The following is a 21,425-nucleotide window of genomic DNA, read 5'->3' as shown; positions in this document are numbered from 1 at the left end:
GTGCGGTGAACGACGGCCCCCTGATCGTCCAGTCGGACAAGACGCTCCTGCTCGAGATCGACCATGCCCGGGCAGGCGAGTGCCGCAAGGCGATCGCACCGTTCGCCGAGCTGGAGCGGTCGCCGGAGCACATCCACACCTACCGCCTCACCCCGCTGGGGCTGTGGAACGCACGCGCCGCCGGGCACGATGCCGAACAGGTGGTGGACACGCTGCTGGAGTTCTCGCGCTATCCGGTGCCTCACTCCCTTCTGGTCGACGTCGCCGAGACGATGGCTCGCTACGGCCGGCTCCGGCTCGAGAAGAACCCGGCCAACGGGCTGGTGCTGGTCTCCTCCGACCGCGCGGTGCTGGAGGAGGTCGTCCGGGCGAAGAAGGTCGCCGGGATGCTGGGCGAGCGGCTCGACGAGGACACCGTCGTCGTCCACCCCTCCGAGCGCGGCAACCTCAAGCAGGCGCTGCTCAAGCTCGGCTGGCCGGCCGAGGACTACGCCGGCTACGTCGACGGCGAGGCGCACCCGATCGCGCTCGACACCACCGAGTGGAGCCTCCGCCCCTATCAGTCGGAGGCGGCCGAGTCGTTCTGGCACGGCGGCTCCGGCGTGGTCGTGCTCCCGTGTGGCGCGGGCAAGACGCTGGTGGGCGCCGCCGCCATGGCGCATGCCCAGGCGACCACCCTGATCCTCGTCACCAACACCGTCTCCGCGAGGCAGTGGAAGGACGAGCTCGTACGCCGCACCTCACTGACCGCCGACGAGATCGGCGAATACTCGGGGTCGGTCAAGGAGATCCGGCCGGTCACGATCGCCACCTACCAGGTGCTGACCACTCGCCGGAAAGGCGCCTATCCGCATCTGGAGCTGCTCGATGCCCGCGACTGGGGGCTGGTCGTCTACGACGAGGTGCACCTCCTTCCCGCGCCGATCTTCCGGATGACCGCCGATCTGCAGGCGCGCCGCCGGCTCGGTCTGACCGCCACGCTGGTGCGTGAGGACGGGCGCGAGGGTGACGTGTTCTCCCTGATCGGGCCCAAGCGCTACGACGCTCCCTGGAAGGACATCGAGGCGCAGGGCTGGATCGCGCCGGCGGACTGCGTCGAGGTGCGGGTGACCCTGCCCGCCGACGAGCGGCTCGTCTACGCCACCGCCGAGCCGGACGAGCGCTACCGGATCGCCTCGTGCACGCACCACAAGATCGACGTGGTCAAGGAGATCGTCGCCTCCCATGCCGGCAAACCGACGCTGGTGATCGGGCAGTATCTCGAGCAGCTCGACGAGATCGCCGCGTCGCTCGACGCCCCGGTGATCGAGGGCAAGACGTCGGTGAAGGAGCGTCAGCGGCTCTTCGACGCCTTCCGCTCCGGGGAGATCGACCTGCTGGTCGTCTCCAAGGTGGCCAACTTCTCGATCGACCTGCCTTCGGCCGAGGTCGCCATCCAGGTCTCGGGGGCCTATGGCTCCCGCCAGGAGGAGGCCCAGCGCCTCGGCCGGCTGCTGCGCCCCGGCGACGGCAACAAGACCGCGCACTTCTACACGATCGTCTCCCGCGACACCATCGACGCCGACTTCGCCCAGAACCGCCAGCGCTTCCTGGCCGAACAGGGCTATGCCTACCGGATCGTCGACGCCGAATCCCTCGGCGACCTCACGTCCTGACCTCATGTCACCCCAGCGCCACGACGCGCAGCTGATGGGGCGGCGGACAGCTCGCGACCCACTGGTCCCGGCACTCCTGGCACAGCAGATAGGTGTGGGTGCAGCGGTCGTCGGGACAGATCACGGTCACGGCGTACGCCGCCGCCTCGCCACAAGGCTCCGCGTCGCTGTCCGGGCTGCCGCAGCTGCACTCACAGGCGGGCCGCTCGCCGAGCCCCTCCTCGAGCCGTTCGATCTCCTCATCGATGGTCGGGCTGATGGTCATGACATCTCCTCCGTCTGGATCGGATGTCGTCCTCACCACCACCTAAGCAGAGGCCACCGACATTTCTGCCTCGTGGATCGTGGTCTCGAAAGCGAGATCGGCCCGGGAGCCGCCGACGGGGCTCAGCCGGACCACGACCCCGGTCGCGACGTCCAGCGCGATGTCGTACGCCTCGGGGTAGACCGTCCCCGCCGGCGGCTCCCACCCCGGGGCCCCGTCGCCGTACTCGAACCAGTCGCTGACCCGCGACCACAGCAGCGGACAGCACCCGCACCGCGGTTCGTACCCCTCACCAGGAACGGCACGCGCCCACCAGGTCTCCCTGCCGGCCAGCGGCTCCGAGCGCAGGTCGCTCAGCGTCACATCTTCCGACAGCTCCTCCGGGTCGAGCATCGACACGAACACATAGTTGCCCCACATCGGGTCGTCGATGTCATGGGTGTGGGCCCGCGGCCGGCTCGCCACGAGACCGTCGGCGCGCAGAACCGGCTCCGGAAGCGTCCCCGTCTCCTCGTCGACGACACGATCGCGCCCGGCGTCACGGACCCACAGCCGCCCGGGCCGGCGCAGCCAGCACTCGACGTCCCCGTCCGGCCACGTCCGCCAGGTGAAGTGCAGAGCGGTGAAGCGCCACGGCGACGATCGGGCGAGCGCGCGGAACGTGTCCTCGGTCAGCTCAGCTTCCATCCGACCCGCCCTCGTCCAGCCAGCGGCCGTTCCGCATCAGGTGCCGGCCCTCGAGCTCGTTCTCCTCGCGCCAGGCCTGGACCTTGGTCAGCCGGACCCGGATCAGGCTGTCGGCCCAGCGGCTCGGGTCCCCGCCCTGCTTGGCCGCGTAGATCTCGAGAACCCGCTGCGGCGTGCGCTCCATCGGCTCGACCTCGGCGCGACCGTCGATGATCACCACGTCCCGGAGCTCACCGAGGGCCAGGCGCACCACAGGAGAGGCGGAGAGGTTGCGCTGCGTACGCGCGCCTCCCATGCTCGCGATCCAGATCTCGCCCTCCCACCACACGAACGAGATCGGCACCAGCCACGGCTGGTCGTCGAGAGCCGACGCGATCCACAGGTCGATGTCGTTCTCCAGACGGGCGCGGGTGTCGGCGAGTCTCTGGTCGAGCGAGCGAGGGGCAGCCATGGCCGCACCCTAGTCGCCGACCGGGCAGGCGACCTACGGCTTTCTGATGCGGTTCTGGAGGAGGATGGAAGCATGGAGACCTGGGAGTTCGAGGCCGAGCTGTGGCCGTGGAAGGGCGAGACCGATGCCTGGATCTTCGTGACCGCCCCGCCCGAGGTCACCGAGGAGATCCGGGAGGCGTCGATCGCGACCGGCCCGCCCCGCGGCTTCGGCTCGGTGAGAGTCGAGGCGCGGATCGGCACCACCGTCTGGAGGACGTCCGTCTTCCCCGGTCAAGACGGCTATGCGCTGCCGATCAAGAAGGCCGTACGCCGCAAGGAGGACCTCCAGGTCGGCGACCGCGCGCTCGTGTCCATCACGCTCGTCTGACGCGCGCGGTCCAGGTCGACGCTAGCTGCGGCCCTTGAGCCGGGAGCGAAGGACGAGCCGGGCCGCCGGCCCGAGATCCTCGATGACCTCGACGAGCGCGCCGAGCTGCTCGAGGGAGGCGAAGGCAGCATCGGCGCCGGGGCGGTCCACCCCGTCGTACATGAGCAGGCCGACGAACGCCGAGCTGATCGCGCGTGACAGGCCAGGCGCGTCCACCACGCTCTCGACCGGGCTCCCCTGCAGGGCACGAGCGACCGCGGCCTCGATCTCCTGGTTCCACCGGCCCATCGCATAGCGACCTGTCTCGGCCAGCGTCTTGTCACGCTGCGCACCGGCCAGCAGCTGGGACATCACGGTGATGTTGCCCGCGGCTCGCTCCCGCTCGTGAAGAACCCGCCCGAGCGCCAGCAGCTCGCTCAGCGAGGTCACCTCGGCGAGCTCGTCGCGGTAGGACGCCGCCGCCTCGTCGGTCGCTGCCCGGCACGCCTGGTCGACCAGATCCATGACGGTCCCGAAGTGGTAGAAGACCAGCGCCTGGTTGACCCCGGCCCGGTCGGCGACCGCCCGCGCCGAGACGCCGGCGATCCCGTCCTCCTTGAGCAGGTCGGTGACCGCCGACATCAGCTTGGCCTTGGTGGGGTTCATTCCGCGGCGGGCTCCTTGGCGACGAGCAGGTTGAAGACGATGAGCACGGAGCCGAGTATGCCCCCGCAGGCGAGTCCCAGCAGCATGACCCCGGCGACGGTGCCGGCCTCGGATGCCCCGGCGTCGGAGAGACTCACCACACCGCTTGCGACGCCGCACACCATGCCGAGGGCGGCGGCTCCGACCACCAGGTGCGGAAGCGGAATCCGTACGCCGCGCGTCACCGCTTCTCCGAACCAGGCCGCCACCGCACCGGAGAGGCCGGCGATGGCCAGCAGGGCGCCGATGTTCTCACCCGCCGCGCCCGACTGGTCATCCGCGACGAACGACGCGAACCCCAGCGCGAAGGTCATCCCGAACCCGACCAGGCCGGGCCAGATCCGGTCGAAGACCGGCGACGACGGCAACAGCACCGCCGGCGCGACCAGTACCGACTCGATCAGCCCGACGACGACGCCGACGATGCCGCCGTACCAGGCTCCCAGGAGCATCCCGAAGACGGGCAGCAGCGTGCTACCCACGCCGCCTCCGACGACGGCGCCGAGCACGACTCCGAAGAGCCACCACCGGCACCACGCCCAGAGCACAGACCACAACCGATCAGCCACGTACGCCTCCTCGAGCCCATTTGAGCGGTTGCTCAAATCCACGGTAGCTCAGATCTTGAGCGATCGCTCAAATAGGCTCTATGGTCGCCCCCATGAAGATCGTGATCCCCGGCGGAACCGGCCAGGTCGGAGGCGTCCTGCGGCGTGCCTGGAGCACGCGCGGACATGAGGTGGTGGTGCTCTCCCGCCACCCGGAAGAGCTGGAGGACGGCGTACGCCATCGCCTCTGGGACGGACGGACGATCGGGCCGTGGGCCGAGGAGATCGAGGGCTCGGACGTGGTGGTGAACCTCGCGGGCCGGACGGTCAGCTGCCGCTACACCGATGCCAACCTGAAGCAGATGATGGACTCGCGGGTCGAGTCGACCCGGGTCGTCGGCGAGGCGATCGCGAGGGCGGCAGACCCGCCGCAGACCTGGCTGCAGATGAGCACCGCGACGATCTACGCCCACCGCTTCGACGCGCCCAACGACGAGGCCACCGGCATCATCGGCGGTGACGAGCCGGACGTGCCCGACTACTGGGAGTTCTCCACCAGGATCGCCAAGAGCTGGGAGGCCGAGCAGGCCGCGGCGGCGACCCCGCACACCCGCAAGGTGGCGCTTCGCTCGGCGATGGTGATGAGCCCTGACAAGGGCGGGGTCCTCGACGTGCTCCTCACCATGGCCCGCCTCGGCCTCGGCGGCCCGGTCGCCGGCGGCCAGCAGTTCGTCTCGTGGATCCACGAGCGGGACTTCGTACGCGCCTGCGATCTGCTCATCGCACGCTCCGACATCTGCGGGCCGGTGAACATGGCGGCCCCCGGATCGCTGCCCCAGCGCGACCTGATGCGCATTCTCCGCACCGAGGCGGGAATGCCGATCGGGCTGCCCGCCACCTCCTGGATGGCCGAGATCGGTGCCTGGGTGATGCGTTCGGACACCGAGCTGCTCCTCAAGAGCCGCCGCGTCGCCCCGGGAAGGCTGCTCGAGGCGGGCTTCGAGTTCGAGCTCCCCGAGTGGGAGGCGGCCGCCCGTGACCTCGTCGCCCGGGCGCGGCGGAGGAGAAACCATTCGCATCACGGGGGTGCGCGGAGCACGATGGAAGGGTGACCCGTTCGACCTGGCAGCCCCGACCCGACGACGCCGAGACCCTGCGACGGTTCTTCGGCAAGGACGGACGGCTGCTGACGATCCCGTCGAAGCACGCCAAGTTGCTGGTGGTGCTCAACCAGCTGGCGCAGTCCTTCGAGCTCGGGAAGGTCTACCCCGAGCGAGAGGTCAACGAGATCCTGGGCCGCTTCCACGAGGACGTCGCCGCGCTGCGCCGCTACCTCTACGAGGAGGGGTTCATGATGCGCGAGGGCGGCTTCTACTGGCGCTCCGGAGGGAGCGTCGACATCTGAGCCCGCGAACCCGCGACCGCGGGTCGAGATCCACCTGCCCTACGAGGTCCCGGCGCATCGGGCATGATTCGCCGCATGACGATGCCGGACCACTCGGGCCAGCCAATGCCCGGACAGCCGCCTGTGGGGTGGATCGACCTGACCATCCAGGGCAGCCACATGACCTCGAACCTGATCGTGCCGACGGTGCTGCTCAACGGCCACCAGATGCCGACCCAGTACGGCCGCAACGTCTTCCCGGTGCCGCCGGGACACTGGAACGTCGACATGTACACCCAGTGGACCTGGAAGTTCGGCAAGGCATCGCTGAGCTTCGATGTCGCCGAGGGCCAGACCGTCCCGGTCTTCTACTCCTCGCCGCTGACCGGGTTCAGCAAGGGCGCGATCGGGCACGTCAAGCAGCGCAAGCCCGGGGTCCTCGGATTCGTCCTGATGATGGCTGTCCTGCTGCTCGTCATCGTCGGCATCGTGGCCCTGGGCGTGGCGGGCGGCTAGCGACCTCGCGGGGACGCGGGCCTGACTGTCGGTGCTCACCGATAGCGTCATCACTGTGACCACCACCGAATCGCGCGGCCGAAGCGAAGCCCGGGGCAACCGACGGGGCTACGCGGTCCTCGACGTCGAGACGACCGGCCTCGATCCCTACCGCGACCGCGTGATCCAGGTGGCGATCCGGCAGATCTCCGCCGACGGCACACCCGAGTCGGAGTGGGAGACGCTGGTCAACCCGGGCGCCGGCGTCGACCCGGGGCCGGTCGAGGTCCACGGTCTGACCAGCGCCGACCTCGCCGGCGCCCCACCCTTTCGCGACGTCGCCGCCGCCATCGCCCAGCGGCTCGCCGGCCGGGTCTTCGTGGCCCACAACGCCGCGTTCGACTGGGCGTTCGTGGCCGTGGAGTCGGACCGCGCCGGCGTGCGTCTCGAGGTCTTGGACTGGCTGTGCACGATGCGGTTCGCCAAGGCGCTCGCCCTCGACGTGCCCGACAAGTCGCTGGCCACCATCGCCGCCTACTACGCGGTCGAGCAGCTGAAGGCGCACGACGCCGGTGACGACACCCGGGTGGCCGCGGAGATCCTGTTGCGAGAGCTGGCCGACGCCGACCGCCTGGGCCTCACGCTGCCGCTGGTCGCATGCAACAGCACGACACACCGGCTGAAACGGACCGTGCGCCGCTGGTTCAGCCGCCTCGGACGACCCGCTCGCTGAGAGATCGTCCCATCAGCCGGGACATTTCCGGGAGATATGCAACCGGATGCCCTGGTTCGGGCATCAGTATGTCGTCGGCCCGCTACAACTCGAGGGGCCATGGTCCGGAGCGAGGCGAAGATGATGGTCAAGCGGGGAATGATCGCAGGCGCGCTGGCCGCCCTGCTGGCAACCACGTTCGCGGCATGTGCGACGGAGCCGGCAGCTGCCCCGGCAACCGAGACCGCCTCACCCGCGGCGTCCTCGTCGGTGAGCGCCTCGCCGAGCGCGACCCCGACGCCGATTCCCAGCGCGAAGCCGAAGCCCGAGTCGAAGCCGTCCCCCACGTCGGGTCCGCGACTGTTCGGCAAGGGCGACAGCGGTGACGACGTACGTCACCTGCAGGCGCGCCTGAAGCAGATCGGCTGGTTCAACGCGGGCGTGACCGGGTTCTACGGCGACGTCACCACCGAGGCCGTCTCCGGGTTCCAGGCCAAGCGCGGCATCGCGGTCACCGGCTTCGTGGACCAGACGACCCTCGACCGGTTGCACGCGATGACCCGCGAGCCGACCGAGGACGAGCTGACCAACGCACCGCCCCCGGTCCCGGAGGGCGAGCTCGACCCGCGTTGCCTGACCGGCCGGGTGATGTGCATCGACAAGTCCACCTCGGTGCTGCGCTGGGTCGTCGGCGGCACCGTGCAGATGAGCCTCGAGGTGAGGTTCGGGTCGCAGGAGCTGCCCACCCGCGAGGGCCGGTTCTCGGTCTTCGCCAAGAGCCGTGACCACGTCTCCTCGATCTACAAGACCCCGATGCCCTTCGCGATGTTCTTCTCGGGCGGCCAGGCGGTCCACTACTCCCCCGACTTCGCCGCCAACGGCTACAACGGCGCCTCCCACGGCTGCGTGAACGTACGCGACTACGGCGCCATCACCTCGCTCTACGACCAGGTGAACATCGGCGACGGGGTGGTCGTCTACTGGTCCTGAGGCCCGCCGATCGCCAGGGTCCGGCCTTCGGGCACGATTGAGAAGGCGTACCTCGCGCGCCTTACGCTTGAGCCATGAAGGCGCTGCTCCTGGAGAACATCCATCCCGTCGCTGTCGAGAACCTCGAGAAGGCCGGATTCGAGGTCGAGCTGCGCAGCAAGTCCCTCTCCGAGGAGGAGCTGGTGGCCGCGCTGCCGGGCGTGACGCTGCTCGGCATCCGCTCCAACACCCACATCACCCCGCGGGTGCTGGACTCCGCCCCCGACCTCAAGGCGATCGGCTGCTTCTGCATCGGCACCAACCAGGTCGACCTGGTCACGGCCGCCGAGCGCGGCGTCGCCGTCTTCAACGCGCCCTACTCCAACACCCGCTCGGTCGTCGAGCTGGTCATCGGCTACATCATCTCCCTGGCCCGGCGGCTGCCGGAGAAGACCGAGAAGATGCACGCCGGCGTCTGGGACAAGTCCGCGAAGGGCTCCCACGAGGTCCGCGGCCGCACCCTCGGCATCATCGGCTACGGCAACATCGGCACCCAGCTGTCCAACGTCGCCGAGGCGCTGGGCATGTACGTCATCTTCTACGACATCGCCGACCGGCTGGCCCACGGCAACGCGCGCCGGATGAAGTCGCTCGACGCGCTCCTGGAGGAGGCCGACGTGGTCTCCATCCACATCGACGGACGCCCGGGCAACCTGGGCATGTTCGGTGAGGAGCAGTTCGCGAAGATGAAGCCGCGCTCGCTGTTCATCAACGCCGCGCGCGGCTTCCTCGTCGACAACGACGCGCTGCGCAAGCACATCGAGTCGGGCCACATCGCCGGCGCCGCGCTCGACGTCTTCCCGATCGAGCCCAAGGCGCAGGGCGACCCCTTCGAGAGCCCGCTGCAGGGCCTCGACAACGTCATCCTGACCCCGCACGTGGGCGGCTCCACGCAGGAGGCTCAGGAGGAGATCGGCTGGTTCGTCTCCGGCAAGCTGCGCGACTTCATCCGCTCCGGATCGACCGCGCTGAGCGTCAACCTGCCGGCCGTCCAGCCGCCGCCGCTGGGTGCCGGGGCGCGCCTCGCGCTGCTCCACGACAGCGTCCCGGGCGTGCTCGCCGAGCTCAACGCCCTGCTCGCCTCCGAGGGCGTCAACGTGACCGGTCAGTACCTCGCCACCGCCGGCGAGACCGGCTTCGTGGTCACCGACGCGACCAGCGTGCCGCCGACGACCCTGGACAAGATCGCGGGCAACCCGCACACCAGGTGGGTGCGCGCCTACCACGCGTGACGCTAGCGTTCTGGCCCATGGACCTCCCTCGACATTGGCCGCTGCCAGAGGCGACCGACCTTCTCGGTGAGCTTCTGGCGGCCTACGACGAGCCGACCCGCCGCTACCACGACCGCCGACACCTCTCCGAGGTGCTGGACCGGATCGAGGAGCTGCGGGAGGAGGGAGAGCGTTTCGACCCGCTGACGGTCACCCTGGCGGCCTTCTTCCACGACTCGGTCTACGACGGGGAGCGGGACGCCGAGGAGCGCTCGGCCACCTGGGCCGAGGACGCGCTGGGCGACCACCTCGACGCCGACACCGTGGCCGAGGTGGCCCGCCTGGTGCGGCTGACCGAGACCCACGATCCCGAGCCCGACGACCACAGCGGCCGGGTGCTTTCCGATGCCGACCTGGCGATCCTGGCGGCTCCGGCGGAGCGCTACGCGGAATACTCCGCGACCGTTCGCGAGGAGTATCAGCACCTCTCCGACGAAGAGTTCCGCGTCGGCCGAGCCCAGGTGCTCGAGCGGCTTCTGGAGAAGGAGTCGCTCTTCTCGACACCCTTCGCCAGGATCAGCTGGGAGGCCGCCGCGCGGGCCAACATCACCGCCGAGCTGGAGACCCTCGCCTCATACCTGTCACCTGATCGATAACGATTCGTAAAGAACCGCTCACTGGTGCCAGAATTTCGCGGTGAGCTTCCAGACGTACGCCGAGCTGTGGCGGATTCCCGACGTTCGCCGCATCCTGGTGCTGGGTCTGTTCCTGCGCATCCCGATGCCGGCGTCCTCGGTCATCGTGACCCTTCACGTGGTCGGACCGCTGGATCGCTCCTACGCCGAGGCCGGCCTGGTCTCGACCGTGCTCGCGATCGCGATGGCGATCTCCGGGCCCTGGCTCGGTCGGCTCCTCGACCGCCTCGGCCTGCGGCGTACGCTCCTGCTGCCGTTGGCGATCCTCCCGATCGCCTGGTCGATCGCTCCCTGGGTCGGCTACCTTCCGCTGATCGCGCTGATCGCCGTCGCCGGCCTCTTCACCGTGCCGTCCTGGTCGATCGTGCGCCAGGTCGTGCTCCGCTCGGTCGGGCCCGGGCAGCGCACCGCGGCGCTCAGCGCCGACGCGATCATGACCGAGCTGGGCTTCATGGTCGGCCCGGTGATCGGCGTGCTCAGCGCCAGCTACCTCGGCACCTCGTGGGCGCTGCTGGTGACCCAGTGGCTCGGGATCGCCGCGGCCATCGTGCTGTGGCTGCTCAACCCGAGCATCACCGAAGGCGAGCCGGCGGTGCCGAGCGACGCGGTCCCCACCGACTCCGGCACCCCGGCCCGCCGCTTCGCGCTGCCGTCCTGGGTCAGCCCCGGCGTCGTACTCCTTCTCGCCGGCACCTTCACCGCCTCGCTCATCCTCATCGCCGAGGACCTCGGCACCGTGGCCGCGATGCGCGACTTCGACCGCACCGCCCTTCTCGGCCTGGTGATGGCGATCTGGGCCCTCGGTTCCTTGGTCGGCGCGCTCGTCTACGGCGCGCTCAACCGCCACCCGTCGGCCGCGGTGATGCTCGTGCTGCTGGGCGCGACGACGGTGCTCACCGCGTTCGCCTGGGGTCCGATCTCGTTCGCCGCGCTGCTCCTGCTCAGCGGCTTCTTCTGCGCCCCGACCCTGACCGCGGCGCTGGAGGCGATCACCAGCCGCGTCCCCTCGACCGTACGCGGCGAGGTGATGGGCTGGCACGGCTCGGCCATCACGCTGGGCAGCGCCGTCGGCGCGCCGACCGCCGGGTTCGCCATCGACCTGATCGGCTGGCAGGGCGGCTTCATCCTCGGCGGCGGGCTCGGCCTGCTGATCGCGGCCGCCATCTGGCTCACCGTACGACGGATGTCGAAGCCCACGGCGGAGGCGTCGCTCCCGCCGGGCGAGAAGTCGGCCGCCTAGCGGTGCTTGCGGCGGCGCAGCCCGGCCGCGACGAGCGCGGAGACGAGGGCGCGCGAGGTCACCTCGACCGCGCCGGCGGCGACCATGTCGGCGTACGCCTCGGCCGGCACGTCGTAGTGGTCCCGGTCGAACCCGCGAGCCGGGATGCCCATCCGGCTGGCGAAGGCGTGCAGCTCCTCGTAGGAGGTGTCGCTGGCCAGGTGCGACCACATCCGGCCGCGGCTGGGAACGTTCGGCGGGTCGATGAGGATCACAAAGAGGATTGTCCGCGATCGCCACGAGTTGGCGCAGGCGACTCTTGACCGGTGGGCCAGAATGGTCGGTGATGAACACGACAGTGCTGTTCGAGGCTCGGGCGAGGGTGCTCCACGACCTCGATGCCCGCGGACTCGCCGGTGCCGCCGCCGTCTCCGCCCTGGAGGACGCGATGACCGAGCGCGGCTGGTGGGTCGAGCAGTGGCCCGAGGGCGAGGCGTACGTCGCCGGCCTGGTCGCCCAGGACGTGCAGGACCTTCTCTTCGACGGCGAGGCCTCCGCGCGCTGGCCGGTGTGCACGACGTGCCCGCCCGAGGCTCCGGTGCACTCGCTCCACATCACCCCTGACCTGGGCGGCCCCGACCCGATCTGGGTCTGCGAGGAGAGCGGCGACGTGATCGCGCCTCTGGGCGACCTCTGAGCCGGAGCCGGAGCCGAAGGGGTCAGGACGGGCCGAGCTGCAGGTGCAGCGCGTAGCGGTCCGCGCGATAGACGGAGCGGCACACCTCGACGTAGCGGTCTCCCGCGACCGACTTCCGCTGCCGGCGGAGCACGGGCACCCCGACCGAGAGACCGAGCAGCGTGGCCTCCTCGATGTTGGCGACGTCGGCCCGGAACGTGTCGTCGACCCACGACGGCCGCATGTTCCGGGTGGCCAGCTCGGCGTAGAGGCTGGTCGGGGTGGTGCGCTCGAGCATGCCGGGCACGATCGTCTCGTCGAGGTAGACGTCCTCGATACAGATCGGGACCCCGTCGCCGCGGCGCAGCCGACGCCAGTGGACGACGGCTGCCCCTTCCTTGATGGCCAGCGCGCGGGCGATGGTGGGCCCGGCCTTCTCCCGGCCGAGCAGCAGCGTCTCGGAGGACGCCTGCATCCCCCGGCGAGCCATCTCCTCGCTGAACCCCAGCACCGGGCTCTGCGCCCGCGGCGGGCGGGCCACGAACGTCCCCCGGCCCGGGATCCGGACCAGCAGACCGTCGGCGACGAGGGCGTCGAGCGCCTGTCGCACGGTGGCCCTGGCGACACTGAACTTCTGGACCAGCTCACGCTCCGAGGGCGCCGAGGCCCCCGGGCTCTCCCCCATGACCAGCTCCCGGACGTACTCCCGGATCTGGACGTGCTTGAGCGACCGCTCACCCTCGACCGACCGGACCATGAGCAGAGCGTAGGTGTACACCTCGCGTACGTCCCGAGTTTCGTCAAGTTGTGACATTGCAATGAGATGAGGCAGCCCAACTGCAACGAAATTCGATGGCCGGATTTCACTAGAACACCTGTTCGATAGCGAGGTATGCTGCGAGGGTGGACTTCCAGGGAACCCTCTTCGCCCCCACAGACGACGAGACCACCGAGACGACCTACGAGCGGATCCATCTGGACCGCGGGGCCTGGGTGGACATCTCCCGCGGCTGGCTGCCCGATCCCGACGACGTCTTCGCGGCGCTGGTCCACGACGTCCCGTGGCGCGAGGAGCGCCGGCAGATGTACGACCGCGTCGTCGACGTGCCCCGGCTGCTCCACACCTACCTGCAGGGCGACCCGCTGCCCCACCCGCGGCTCGCCGAGGCCCGTGGCCGGCTCACCGCCCACTACCTGCCCGAGCTGGGCGAGCCGTTCGTGACCGCGGGCTGCTGCTACTACCGCAACGGCAACGACTCGGTCGCCTGGCACGGCGACAGGATCGGCCGCGGCCGCAGTAACGACACGATGGTCGCGATCGTCTCGGTCGGCGACCCCCGCCGCCTGGCGCTGCGGCCCCAAGGCGGCGGCAAGGGCATGAGCATCGAGATGGGCCACGGCGATCTGGTCGTCATGGGCGGCTCCTGCCAGCGCACCTGGGAGCACGCCATCCCCAAGGTCTCCTCCGCCGGCCCCCGCATCTCGGTGCAGTTCCGCCCGCGCAACGTGTTCTGAGAGGTCCGCGACCACTTAGGTGGGCCCCAGATGCGTTCCGTACGCTGGTAGGAAAGGATGGGACCGACAGCCGACGCCTCTGGAGCCGCCTTGACCACCACCGCACCCACCCTCGCCCCGCCGTCCGCCGAGGAGATCGCCAGGGCGAAGGAGATCGTCGGGCGGGTCAGCACCGCCTTCAGCAGCCGTGTGGTCGGCCAGGAGCGGCTCAGGACGGCACTGCTGATCGCGCTCCTGTCCGAGGGGCACGTGCTGCTCGAGAGCGTGCCCGGGCTGGCCAAGACGCTTGCCGCGAGCACGCTGAGCCAGACGGTGAAGGCGAAGTTCTCCCGCATCCAGTGCACGCCCGACCTGCTGCCGAGCGACATCATCGGCACCCAGGTCTACGACCAGCGCAACCACGAGTTCGAGACCCAGCTCGGCCCGGTCCACGCCAACTTCGTGCTGCTCGACGAGATCAACCGGAGCTCCGCCAAGACCCAGAGCGCCATGCTCGAGGCGATGCAGGAGCGCCAGACGTCGATCGCCGGCCATGTCCACCCGCTGCCGCGGCCCTTCATGGTGCTGGCCACCCAGAACCCGATCGAGGAGGAGGGCACCTACGTCCTCCCCCACGCGCAGATGGACCGGTTCCTGCTCAAGGAGATCGTCAACTACCCCAGCGACGGCGAGGAGCTCATCGTCCTGGAGCGGATCGAGGCCGGCACGCTCGGCCCCGACCACGAGGAGACCCGCCCCGTCGCCGACCCCGACGACGTGATCTGGCTCCAGGAGCTGACCAAGCGGGTCTACGTCGACCCGGCGATCAAGCGCTACATCGTCGCCCTCGTCCAGGCCACCCGCAACGCCCACCAGCTGCTCGGGCCGGAGACCGGCTCCTACGTCGAGATCGGTGCCTCCCCGCGTGCCTCGATCGCGTTCCTGCAGGCGTCGCGTGCCGCCGCGCTGCTGCTCGGCCGTTCCTACGTCACCCCGGAGGACGTGCGCGAGCTGCGCCACAGCATCCTGCGCCACCGGCTCCACCTCAGCTTCGAGGCGCTGGCCGAGAAGGTCCAGCCGGAGATGCTGGTCGACGCGCTGGTCCGCGCGGTCCCCAGCCCCTGAGCCGATCCCCTGACCCGAGCACCGACATGGCGACGTACCTCCCGCGGATCCGCACACGGCTGATGATCCATGCCCACCGCAAGGTCGTGGGGCTGCTCGACGGGGAGTACGCGTCCCTCCAGACCGGGCGCTCCATGGACTTCCACGACCTGCGGGAGTACGTCCCCGGCGACGATGTGAAGGACATCGACTGGAAGGCGACGGCCCGGTCCCGGAGCCTGCTGGTCAAGCGGTTCACCGCCGAGCGCCAGCATCTGGTGCTGCTGGCGATCTCCACCGGCCGGAGCATGGCGGCCCAGGCGACCGGCACCACCACCAAGCGCGACCTGGGGATCTTCACCGCCGGCCTGGTGGGGTGGCTGGGCGTACGCCACGGCGACAAGGTCGCGGTCGCCTACGGCGACTCCGCGACCCAGCGGCTCACCAAGCCCGCCGACACCGAGGTCGCGCTCGAGCGGGCGCTGGGGCAGGCCCACGACGCGATCACCCCCGACGCCGCCGAGGCCGACATCGTCGCGGTGCTGCGTCACGTCGCCACCAACGTACGCCGCCGGGCGATCCTGCTCGTCGTCACCGACGAGCACGCGGTCAGCGACGACATGGCCGCGGTCCTGCGCCGCCTCACCGTCCAGCACGAGGTGCTGGTCGCTGGCATCGACGACCTCGATCCCACGACCGCGGTGGCCGGCGGCGGGCCGACCGTCGACGTCGACACCGTCGCCGCGCTGCCCGGATGGCTCAGCGGGGACGCGGTCCTCCAGGCGCAGTACGCCGAGCTGGCCGCAGCCGAGGAGCACGGGCTGCGCACCACGCTGGACCGCCTCGGCATCGCCTATCAGCGGGTCCGCGACGACGCCACCGCGATCGGCGCCGTCTTCCATCTCCTGGAGAGGCACCGTCATGCGCGCCGGTAGCGTCCCCGAGGAGTTCCAGCAGCCACTGGCCCACTCGGGCTGGTGGCTGGTGCTCGCGCTCGCGCTGCTCGCCGCGGTGGTGCTCTACTACCTCGCGGTCGTCCTGCTGACCCGCAAGCGCCGGCCGGTCGTCGAGGTCGAGACGCCGTGGGTCCCCGAGACGCGCGACCTGCGCGCCGAGCACCTGGCCGAGATCGACCGGATCGAGCGTGCCGTGCACCGCGGGGACGTACCCGCGCGGGTCGGCCACCAGCACCTGAGCCGCACCGTACGCGACTACGTCGCCGAGGTCAGCCAGATCCCCGCCGACAAGATGGTCCTCGCCGACCTGAAGGCGACCGTACGCAGCGATCCCCGCACCCGACCGCTGGCGATGGCCGTCGAGGTGATGTATCCGCCCGCGTTCGCCTCCGAGGAGGAGGGCAAGGCGGCCGAGCGCTTCCCCGAGGCGCTGGGCCGGGCCCGGCAGGTGGTGACGACATGGACCTGAGATGGCCCGTCCTCGGCGCGATCATGCTGATCGTCACGGTCATCGCCGTCGCCGCGATCGTCGTCCTCGCCGCCCGGGTGCACCGCCGCCCGGCAGACGCCGTGCTCGTCGCCCACACCGAGCGCCTCCGCCGGCTGCCGAGGTTCCGCGAGCTCGCCACCCAGCAGCGCTGGCTCTCCTGGTGGCAGACCGCGGGCATCGCGCTCGCGGTGATCGGCTGTATCTGGCTGATCGCCCGGCCGCAGACCACCGACATCACCCAGAACCGCTACTCCACCCGCGACATCGTGCTCTGCCTCGACGCCTCGACCTCGATGTTCGACGAGGACACCCAGGTCACCCAGGCCTACTCCCAGCTCGTCGCCGGCCTCGACGGCGAGCGGGTCAGCCTGGTGCTGTGGAGCGACGCCGCCGTCACCGTCTTCCCGCTCACCGACGACTACGGCTGGGTGCAGGACGAGCTGGCACGGGCCGGCCGCGCCTTCGCCCTCGGCGACCAGGAGTACGTCGCCGGCACCTATCTCGGCAAGGAGCGCGCCTCGCTGATCAGCGACGGCATCGTCTCCTGCGTCAAGCGCTTCGACCTGTCCAATCCCGAGCGTGGCCGGGCGGTCATCGTCGCCTCCGACAACGACCCGCAGGGCGGCCCGCCGGTCTACACGCTGCCCGAAGCCACCGCGTTCGCCAAGGAGCGCAACGTCCGGCTCTACGGCATCGGCTCCGCCGACCTCAGCTTCCAGGAGGACAAACGCGCCACCTTCGACAAGGCGATGACCGACACCGGCGGCTCCTTCTCGCTGCTCGGTGACGACGGCTCCATCGAGTCCATCCTGGCCGGTATCGACCGGCTCTCCGCCGACGAGGTCGTCGAGCCGCCGAAATACCAGATCCGCGACGCCCCCGGTTGGCCGATCGCGATGATCGTCCTCGGCGTGCTCATGCTGATCGCCGGGTGGGTCTACGCGCTGGTGCGCTCCGGGCGACTGTCCTCGGCCCTGCGGACCCGGCCGGCACCGCCGGCCCCGTGGGACGCGCAGGTCCGGCCACCGAGCGAGGTGGGCCGATGAGCGCGTTCGGTTGGCAGATCCTCACGCTCGTACGCCGCGGGCTGATCGTCCTGCTCACCGTCATCGTCCTGGTCCGGCCGAGCTGGGGCGCGGCACCGACGGAGATGCGTACGGCCGATCTCGACGTCCTGGTGGTGGTCGACCGGACCCGGTCGATGGTCGCCGAGGACGCGCCCGGGGGCGAAGCCCGGATGACGCAGCTCAAGAGGGACCTCAAGGCGCTCTCGGCGGCGCTGCCCTCGGTGCGGTTCGGCGCGATCACCTTCGGCGGCGAGGTGGTGCGCACCGAGATGCCGTTCACCTACGACACCACGGCGTTCAACGCCTGGGTCGACGGGCTCTACGCCGAGCGTGCCTTCGACGGGTCCGGCTCGATGGTCGACGCCCCGCGGGAGGAAGTGGTCGAGGCTCTCGAGCGTGACCAGGAGCGTTTCCCCGAACGGCGCCGGATCGTGGTGTTCGCCTCCGACGGGGAGAACACCCGCGAGGGCGTCGACCAGGAGTCGTTCGCCGAGGTCGACGACCTCTCGGCCGGGGGCGTCGTGCTCGGCTACGGCACCGAGGAGGGCGGCCGGATGCCGTGGGACGACGAGCGCCCCCAGGACGGCTACCTCAAGGACAGCGACGGCCAGGACGCCCGCTCCCGGATCGACCTGGCCAACCTGCGTGAGATCGCAGGTCAGATGGGCCTTCAGACGCTTCACCGCACGACGAAGGACCCCAAGGAGGTCGTCACCGAGGCCTCCACCTGGGACTCCGAGATGCTGACCGAGAAGACCTCCGCCGGCGGTGAGGTGTCCCGGGCCTGGATCTTCGGCTTCCCCCTGCTGGCACTCTTGCTGTGGGAGCTGTGGGGCCATCGCCGTCGTGCGCACGAGGCCGAGGAGGTGCTGTCGTGACCCTCACCGAAACAGCTGTCGAGGCGACCGAGCCGCACGGCCCCGTACGCACCGCCCGCGAGCAGGTGCGCCGCGCTCTCCTGCTGGCCGGGATCGTCCCGGTGGTGATCGGACTGGCCTTCCTGATGAAGGTGATCCTGATGGGCCACCACGACCGGGCCGGCCGCGACGCCTGGGACCTCCGCGACGCCGCGACCGCGATGGAGCACTACTCCGCCAACCGCGAGCTCAACATCCTGCAGCCTTGGATCGCCCACTTCGACGCCGGCAACGCCGCCTTCCTCCTCGGCGAGAACGCCCGCGCGATCGCCTACTACGGCGAGGCGCTGGAGCGGGTGCCCGAGGACCACGAGTGCACCGTACGCATCAACATGTCGCTCACCCAGGAGGCGATCGGCGACCGCGCCCGCGACGCCGGCGACCAGCGCGGCGCGAAGGCGGCCTACGAGGAGGCGCTGGCCACGCTGAAGGAGGGCGACTGCCCCACCGACGCCGGCCAGGGCAAGGAGCAGTCCCAGCAGGGCGAGTCCGTCGAGGAGCGCCTGCAGGAGAAGCTGACCCCGAAGACGCCGATCAGGCCCAACGAGCAGGACGACCCACCCGATCAGCCGCAGAACGACGACAAGAAGGAAGACAAGCTCGACCAGCGGAACGGCGACGGCGAGAGCTACCGCCGCGACGACGCCGACCTCGACGACTACGGCGGGTTCAGCGACGAGCCGCAGTGGTGAGGCGCGGCCACAGCTCGGCACTACCCGAATGATGACACGATAATGACTTTTATCATGTCATCTGGCCAGCGGCCGTGAGACCTGGCTAGGGCACGAGTTCGGGCACCATCACATGTGGTGCGCCAAGGACGGCCCAGACACGATCAGCCCCGGACGACGACTATCTGATTACGTCCTTGGACGCCATCTGCCACCCGGCCAACTCCCAAAGCGCATGGAGGCACGTCTCCAAGACGGCAAGCTCGGTCTCGACGTAATCGATGCGTCCGCAGCCTGCCCTCTGCGAACTGCGTCGGGACCGGCCAAGCCAGCCATCAGCGCCCCGCGTCCTGCTCAGAACTCATTGCCATCAACGCATAGTCACAACCTCATCACCAGCTTCATCGACGCCCTCGTCACCAAAACCCGACTGAAAGTCCTCGCCAGCGGCAACTGACATACGAAGCGGCGGTGACCGGCACGATGCCGGGCACCGCCACTGTTCGCTTACCCCGTCAGGCCTTCGCGGCCGCACCCTCGATCCAGGTCGCGAAGGCATCCGTCTCAACCTGCTCACCGGCGATGATCCGATGCGCGTACGTCGCGACCAGGAAGTCGATGTCGACGTTGTACTTCGGGTTCGCCACACCCGAGAACCCCATGATCACGTGTCGCTGGAAAGCGACGTCACGAGCTCCCTTGTCGAACATGACCCACTTCAGATTGTCCGGGCTCGTCGCGATGATCGCGTCTCCGAGGAACAGCGCCAAGTCATTGACCACTGCGTACCAAACCGGAAGCAGCCGACCCGTCGCGCGTTCACCCTCAACCTCACTCCTGAACCAGTCGTTTAGAGCCGTGAGCCCCTCCGGCTCCGACGACAGCACCACGCCGTTCTGCGCTAGCAGCTGCCTCAGGGCACCGACACGCTCGTCCTTCGCAGCCATCAGCCGCCGGAACGCAGCACGTGCTTCCCGCTTCGTCACCTCATGCAGCGGGCGCGTCCCACCAGGATCGAAGGCGACATACCCGTCCCAGTTCACACTCATCAGTTCACCACCGTCCACGGAATGTTGTTCCTCAGCAATTCGGCTGCCAGCTTCGACGACGGACCAACACGGCCTGTGGTTCCACTCCTCGAAAACTCCCACATCAGCTTGGTGACCGGGGTGCTCGGATCGTTCAGCAACTCCACGTCCCTGGCAATCTCCTGACGCGTGCGAGCCGTCAGCCCCGTACGGCCAACCTTCGACTCGATCGCCAGACCCTGCGGGGTCAGCACGTCCAGCCGTCGCGGCCTACTCGCCGCCTGCATCGTGACCTCACGCCTCGCTCCCGGATACCGCCCCGCGATCGCATCAGCCGCCGCATCACCAGCCGCCTTATTAGCAGCGCTCGTCCCCGCCTTTTGCGGCAACGTCCGATCGCACATCGACGCCGCTGCCCACCATCAGACCGCCAGGTCCACCGTCCGCTGCCTGACTGCCGCACGCGAGATCCACGGTCTCAGCGGTCTCGTCGTAGACGCGTGTCGCAGCCGGGCTAGGACCACCAGGGCGCACCAATACACAGCGCGGCCGAAGCCTGTCGATGTCGTACCTGGCAACGCGGTCGTGGTGTGACAGCGGTCCGCGTTCAATCGTCCCCGTCGCGACCACGGCACGGTGATGCCAGATGTGGCCATAGTCGCGCACGGGGTCCGCGGCCGAAGGCGACTCCGCCAGTCCGGAATGCACGACACCAGCCCAGCCGAGGACCAAGGCGGCAAGTGTGACCAGAAGCCGGTGGATCACTCCGCGTCCCGCCCGCGCGCCACAGGCTCGACGCTGGCACGCACCTCACCGCCCCAACTTTGGACACGAAGAACGTAACCGCCGAACTCAAGGTCGATCCCACTGAGCTCCCCGACCTCGTTGAACCGTGGCATCGCATCCCTCAGAGCATGTCCGACGATCGCAGCCTGTTCGTCTCCGACTGCGTCTAAGGTCCACCGACCCAGGTCCCAGCCAGGGTCGTTCACATCGCAGCCCTCGAACGGGTCGTGCCATGGCCCCGTCGCGATGCTGAGTGTCCAGTCCGAGTTCGTGTCGATGACCGTCATGTCGCCGTCACTCCAGGAGATCTGAAGGGCGCCTGGCTTCGGTTGTTCGCCCGGCCACCAAAAGTTCGCGCGTGCCAGGCCCACACACGTGGATCCGATGGGCAGTGCATCTGAGGTGCTCAATGGTTGAACACCTCCGCATTCTTAAACCAGGCGTTCTCCTTGCCGGGAAACATCGACACGAACTCGCCGTCTGGCTTCGTGATGACAAGGTCCTCTCCCTTCAGGAAGAAGAAGTAGTTGTCTCCGCCGCCGCCATTCGGGTTGTACGGCCCTCGCTTCACGATATCGGGCGCTTGGTTGACCTCCCGGATGCGCTGCATGTACCACGCACGAGCGTTCGCGTCACCGGGACTGAAGCCATAGTCCTCGGCGCCGTGCTTACCCCACTTCGATCCGAACTGCGCCTTCGACACCGAAACAGGCGGCGCAATCAGATGACTTCCGCCGTTTGCGGCGCCTGCTGCCTCGTCTCCCCACCGTAGGCCCTTGAACCAGGGGAAGAATCCTGCGATGGCGATGGCGCAGGCAAGGGACGACTCCTT

28 protein-coding genes are annotated in these 21,425 nt (G+C 69.4%); 18 read left to right on the top strand and 10 right to left on the bottom strand.

Translation table 11 applies throughout. The annotated features are described in order from the left end of the window. Positions 1–5: 5 nt before the first annotated feature. Complete coding sequence (locus ACFVJS_RS11365) at positions 6–1,655, top strand: DNA repair helicase XPB (protein WP_378879617.1); 1,650 nt, start codon at positions 6–8, stop codon at positions 1,653–1,655. Between the two features lie 7 nt (positions 1,656–1,662). Here ACFVJS_RS11365 and ACFVJS_RS11360 read toward each other — a convergent pair whose 3' ends face one another. Genes ACFVJS_RS11360 through ACFVJS_RS11350 form a run of 3 tightly spaced genes read right to left on the bottom strand, consistent with a single transcriptional unit; the run spans position 1,663 to position 3,058 of the window. Then, positions 1,663–1,920: a hypothetical protein gene (locus ACFVJS_RS11360; protein WP_378879614.1), complete on the bottom strand. Its 258-nt coding sequence runs from the start codon at positions 1,918–1,920 to the stop codon at positions 1,663–1,665. Positions 1,921–1,962: 42 nt separating this feature from the next. After that, positions 1,963–2,607, bottom strand: coding sequence for a hypothetical protein (locus tag ACFVJS_RS11355; RefSeq protein WP_378879612.1), 645 nt, complete (start codon positions 2,605–2,607; stop codon positions 1,963–1,965). Further along, positions 2,597–3,058 (bottom strand): pyridoxamine 5'-phosphate oxidase family protein, encoded by a 462-nt coding sequence (locus ACFVJS_RS11350; RefSeq protein ID WP_378879610.1) that lies wholly within the window; start codon positions 3,056–3,058, stop codon positions 2,597–2,599. The genes ACFVJS_RS11355 and ACFVJS_RS11350 overlap by 11 nt, the downstream gene beginning before the upstream one ends. 72 nt (positions 3,059–3,130) lie before the next feature. Between ACFVJS_RS11350 and ACFVJS_RS11345 the strand changes: the two genes are divergently transcribed. Next, positions 3,131–3,427 carry a DUF1905 domain-containing protein gene (locus tag ACFVJS_RS11345; RefSeq protein WP_378879607.1) on the top strand — a complete coding sequence of 99 codons (297 nt, stop codon included), beginning with the start codon at positions 3,131–3,133 and terminating at the stop codon, positions 3,425–3,427. A gap of 21 nt (positions 3,428–3,448) precedes the next feature. Here the strand turns inward: ACFVJS_RS11345 and ACFVJS_RS11340 are convergent, their stop codons facing one another. Then, positions 3,449–4,072: a TetR/AcrR family transcriptional regulator gene (locus tag ACFVJS_RS11340; RefSeq protein WP_378879604.1), complete on the bottom strand. Its 624-nt coding sequence runs from the start codon at positions 4,070–4,072 to the stop codon at positions 3,449–3,451. Next, positions 4,069–4,680 (bottom strand): hypothetical protein, encoded by a 612-nt coding sequence (locus ACFVJS_RS11335; RefSeq protein WP_378879601.1) that lies wholly within the window; start codon positions 4,678–4,680, stop codon positions 4,069–4,071. The genes ACFVJS_RS11340 and ACFVJS_RS11335 overlap by 4 nt, the downstream gene beginning before the upstream one ends. A 92-nt stretch (positions 4,681–4,772) precedes the next feature. Between ACFVJS_RS11335 and ACFVJS_RS11330 the strand changes: the two genes are divergently transcribed. From ACFVJS_RS11330 to ACFVJS_RS11295, 8 genes are all read left to right on the top strand, one after another. Further along, positions 4,773–5,771 carry an epimerase gene (locus tag ACFVJS_RS11330; RefSeq protein ID WP_378879598.1) on the top strand — a complete coding sequence of 333 codons (999 nt, stop codon included), beginning with the start codon at positions 4,773–4,775 and terminating at the stop codon, positions 5,769–5,771. After that, on the top strand, positions 5,768–6,064 hold the full coding sequence (locus tag ACFVJS_RS11325) for a DUF2087 domain-containing protein (RefSeq protein ID WP_378879595.1): 297 nt from the start codon (positions 5,768–5,770) through the stop codon (positions 6,062–6,064). Before ACFVJS_RS11330 ends, ACFVJS_RS11325 begins: the two co-directional genes overlap by 4 nt. A 75-nt stretch (positions 6,065–6,139) precedes the next feature. After that, positions 6,140–6,559, top strand: coding sequence for a hypothetical protein (locus ACFVJS_RS11320; protein ID WP_378879593.1), 420 nt, complete (start codon positions 6,140–6,142; stop codon positions 6,557–6,559). Between the two features lie 55 nt (positions 6,560–6,614). Further along, positions 6,615–7,271 carry an exonuclease domain-containing protein gene (locus ACFVJS_RS11315; protein WP_378879590.1) on the top strand — a complete coding sequence of 219 codons (657 nt, stop codon included), beginning with the start codon at positions 6,615–6,617 and terminating at the stop codon, positions 7,269–7,271. 123 nt (positions 7,272–7,394) lie between these two features. Beyond that, entirely contained in the window at positions 7,395–8,240 is an 846-nt protein-coding gene (locus ACFVJS_RS11310; protein WP_378879587.1) for a peptidoglycan-binding protein, read from the top strand. A gap of 74 nt (positions 8,241–8,314) precedes the next feature. After that, the gene (gene serA, locus ACFVJS_RS11305; protein WP_378879584.1) at positions 8,315–9,511 is read left to right on the top strand and encodes a phosphoglycerate dehydrogenase; all 1,197 of its coding nucleotides are present in this window, start codon (positions 8,315–8,317) and stop codon (positions 9,509–9,511) included. A 17-nt stretch (positions 9,512–9,528) separates the two neighbouring features. Further along, positions 9,529–10,146: a hypothetical protein gene (locus tag ACFVJS_RS11300; RefSeq protein ID WP_378879581.1), complete on the top strand. Its 618-nt coding sequence runs from the start codon at positions 9,529–9,531 to the stop codon at positions 10,144–10,146. Positions 10,147–10,186: 40 nt separating this feature from the next. Further along, positions 10,187–11,425 (top strand): MFS transporter, encoded by a 1,239-nt coding sequence (locus ACFVJS_RS11295; protein ID WP_378879578.1) that lies wholly within the window; start codon positions 10,187–10,189, stop codon positions 11,423–11,425. Here ACFVJS_RS11295 and ACFVJS_RS11290 read toward each other — a convergent pair. After that, on the bottom strand, positions 11,422–11,679 hold the full coding sequence (locus ACFVJS_RS11290; RefSeq protein ID WP_378879575.1) for a DUF4031 domain-containing protein: 258 nt from the start codon (positions 11,677–11,679) through the stop codon (positions 11,422–11,424). The two genes, ACFVJS_RS11295 and ACFVJS_RS11290, sit on opposite strands and share 4 nt — an antisense overlap. A 71-nt stretch (positions 11,680–11,750) precedes the next feature. Here ACFVJS_RS11290 and ACFVJS_RS11285 point away from each other — a divergent pair, with 71 nt between their 5' ends. Next, positions 11,751–12,101 (top strand): hypothetical protein, encoded by a 351-nt coding sequence (locus ACFVJS_RS11285; RefSeq protein WP_378879572.1) that lies wholly within the window; start codon positions 11,751–11,753, stop codon positions 12,099–12,101. A 22-nt stretch (positions 12,102–12,123) separates the two neighbouring features. On the opposite strand, the gene ACFVJS_RS11280 is transcribed toward ACFVJS_RS11285, so the two are convergent. Next, positions 12,124–12,894 (bottom strand): GntR family transcriptional regulator, encoded by a 771-nt coding sequence (locus ACFVJS_RS11280; protein ID WP_378879570.1) that lies wholly within the window; start codon positions 12,892–12,894, stop codon positions 12,124–12,126. Positions 12,895–12,983: 89 nt separating this feature from the next. Between ACFVJS_RS11280 and ACFVJS_RS11275 the strand changes: the two genes are divergently transcribed. The 7 genes from ACFVJS_RS11275 (at position 12,984) to ACFVJS_RS11245 (ending at position 18,800) form a co-directional block, all read left to right on the top strand. Further along, positions 12,984–13,595, top strand: coding sequence for an alpha-ketoglutarate-dependent dioxygenase AlkB (locus tag ACFVJS_RS11275; RefSeq protein WP_378879568.1), 612 nt, complete (start codon positions 12,984–12,986; stop codon positions 13,593–13,595). A 90-nt stretch (positions 13,596–13,685) separates the two neighbouring features. Next, complete coding sequence (locus ACFVJS_RS11270; protein WP_378879565.1) at positions 13,686–14,699, top strand: AAA family ATPase; 1,014 nt, start codon at positions 13,686–13,688, stop codon at positions 14,697–14,699. Between the two features lie 26 nt (positions 14,700–14,725). Next, positions 14,726–15,613, top strand: coding sequence for a DUF58 domain-containing protein (locus ACFVJS_RS11265; protein WP_378879564.1), 888 nt, complete (start codon positions 14,726–14,728; stop codon positions 15,611–15,613). Further along, positions 15,600–16,103 (top strand): hypothetical protein, encoded by a 504-nt coding sequence (locus ACFVJS_RS11260; protein ID WP_378879562.1) that lies wholly within the window; start codon positions 15,600–15,602, stop codon positions 16,101–16,103. Before ACFVJS_RS11265 ends, ACFVJS_RS11260 begins: the two co-directional genes overlap by 14 nt. Then, positions 16,094–17,170 (top strand): VWA domain-containing protein, encoded by a 1,077-nt coding sequence (locus ACFVJS_RS11255; RefSeq protein ID WP_378879560.1) that lies wholly within the window; start codon positions 16,094–16,096, stop codon positions 17,168–17,170. Before ACFVJS_RS11260 ends, ACFVJS_RS11255 begins: the two co-directional genes overlap by 10 nt. Beyond that, entirely contained in the window at positions 17,167–18,069 is a 903-nt protein-coding gene (locus ACFVJS_RS11250; RefSeq protein WP_378879557.1) for a VWA domain-containing protein, read from the top strand. Before ACFVJS_RS11255 ends, ACFVJS_RS11250 begins: the two co-directional genes overlap by 4 nt. After that, complete coding sequence (locus ACFVJS_RS11245; RefSeq protein ID WP_378879554.1) at positions 18,066–18,800, top strand: hypothetical protein; 735 nt, start codon at positions 18,066–18,068, stop codon at positions 18,798–18,800. The genes ACFVJS_RS11250 and ACFVJS_RS11245 overlap by 4 nt, the downstream gene beginning before the upstream one ends. A 494-nt stretch (positions 18,801–19,294) precedes the next feature. Here the strand turns inward: ACFVJS_RS11245 and ACFVJS_RS11240 are convergent, their stop codons facing one another. The 3 genes from ACFVJS_RS11240 to ACFVJS_RS11230 all read right to left on the bottom strand — a co-directional run. Beyond that, a complete protein-coding gene (locus tag ACFVJS_RS11240) occupies positions 19,295–19,930 on the bottom strand; it encodes a hypothetical protein (protein ID WP_378879552.1) in 636 nt (211 codons plus the stop codon). A gap of 638 nt (positions 19,931–20,568) precedes the next feature. Then, positions 20,569–20,880 (bottom strand): hypothetical protein, encoded by a 312-nt coding sequence (locus ACFVJS_RS11235; protein WP_378879549.1) that lies wholly within the window; start codon positions 20,878–20,880, stop codon positions 20,569–20,571. 119 nt (positions 20,881–20,999) lie between these two features. Then, the coding region (locus ACFVJS_RS11230) for a hypothetical protein (protein ID WP_378879546.1) at positions 21,000–21,425 on the bottom strand (426 nt) is incomplete at its 5' end.

It is taken from the genome of Nocardioides sp. NPDC057772, from assembly GCF_042798075.1.
Classification (GTDB): Bacteria; Actinomycetota; Actinomycetes; order Propionibacteriales; family Nocardioidaceae; genus Nocardioides.
Note: the sequence above shows the minus strand (reverse complement) of the source record. Positions and strands in the feature narration are given on the sequence as shown.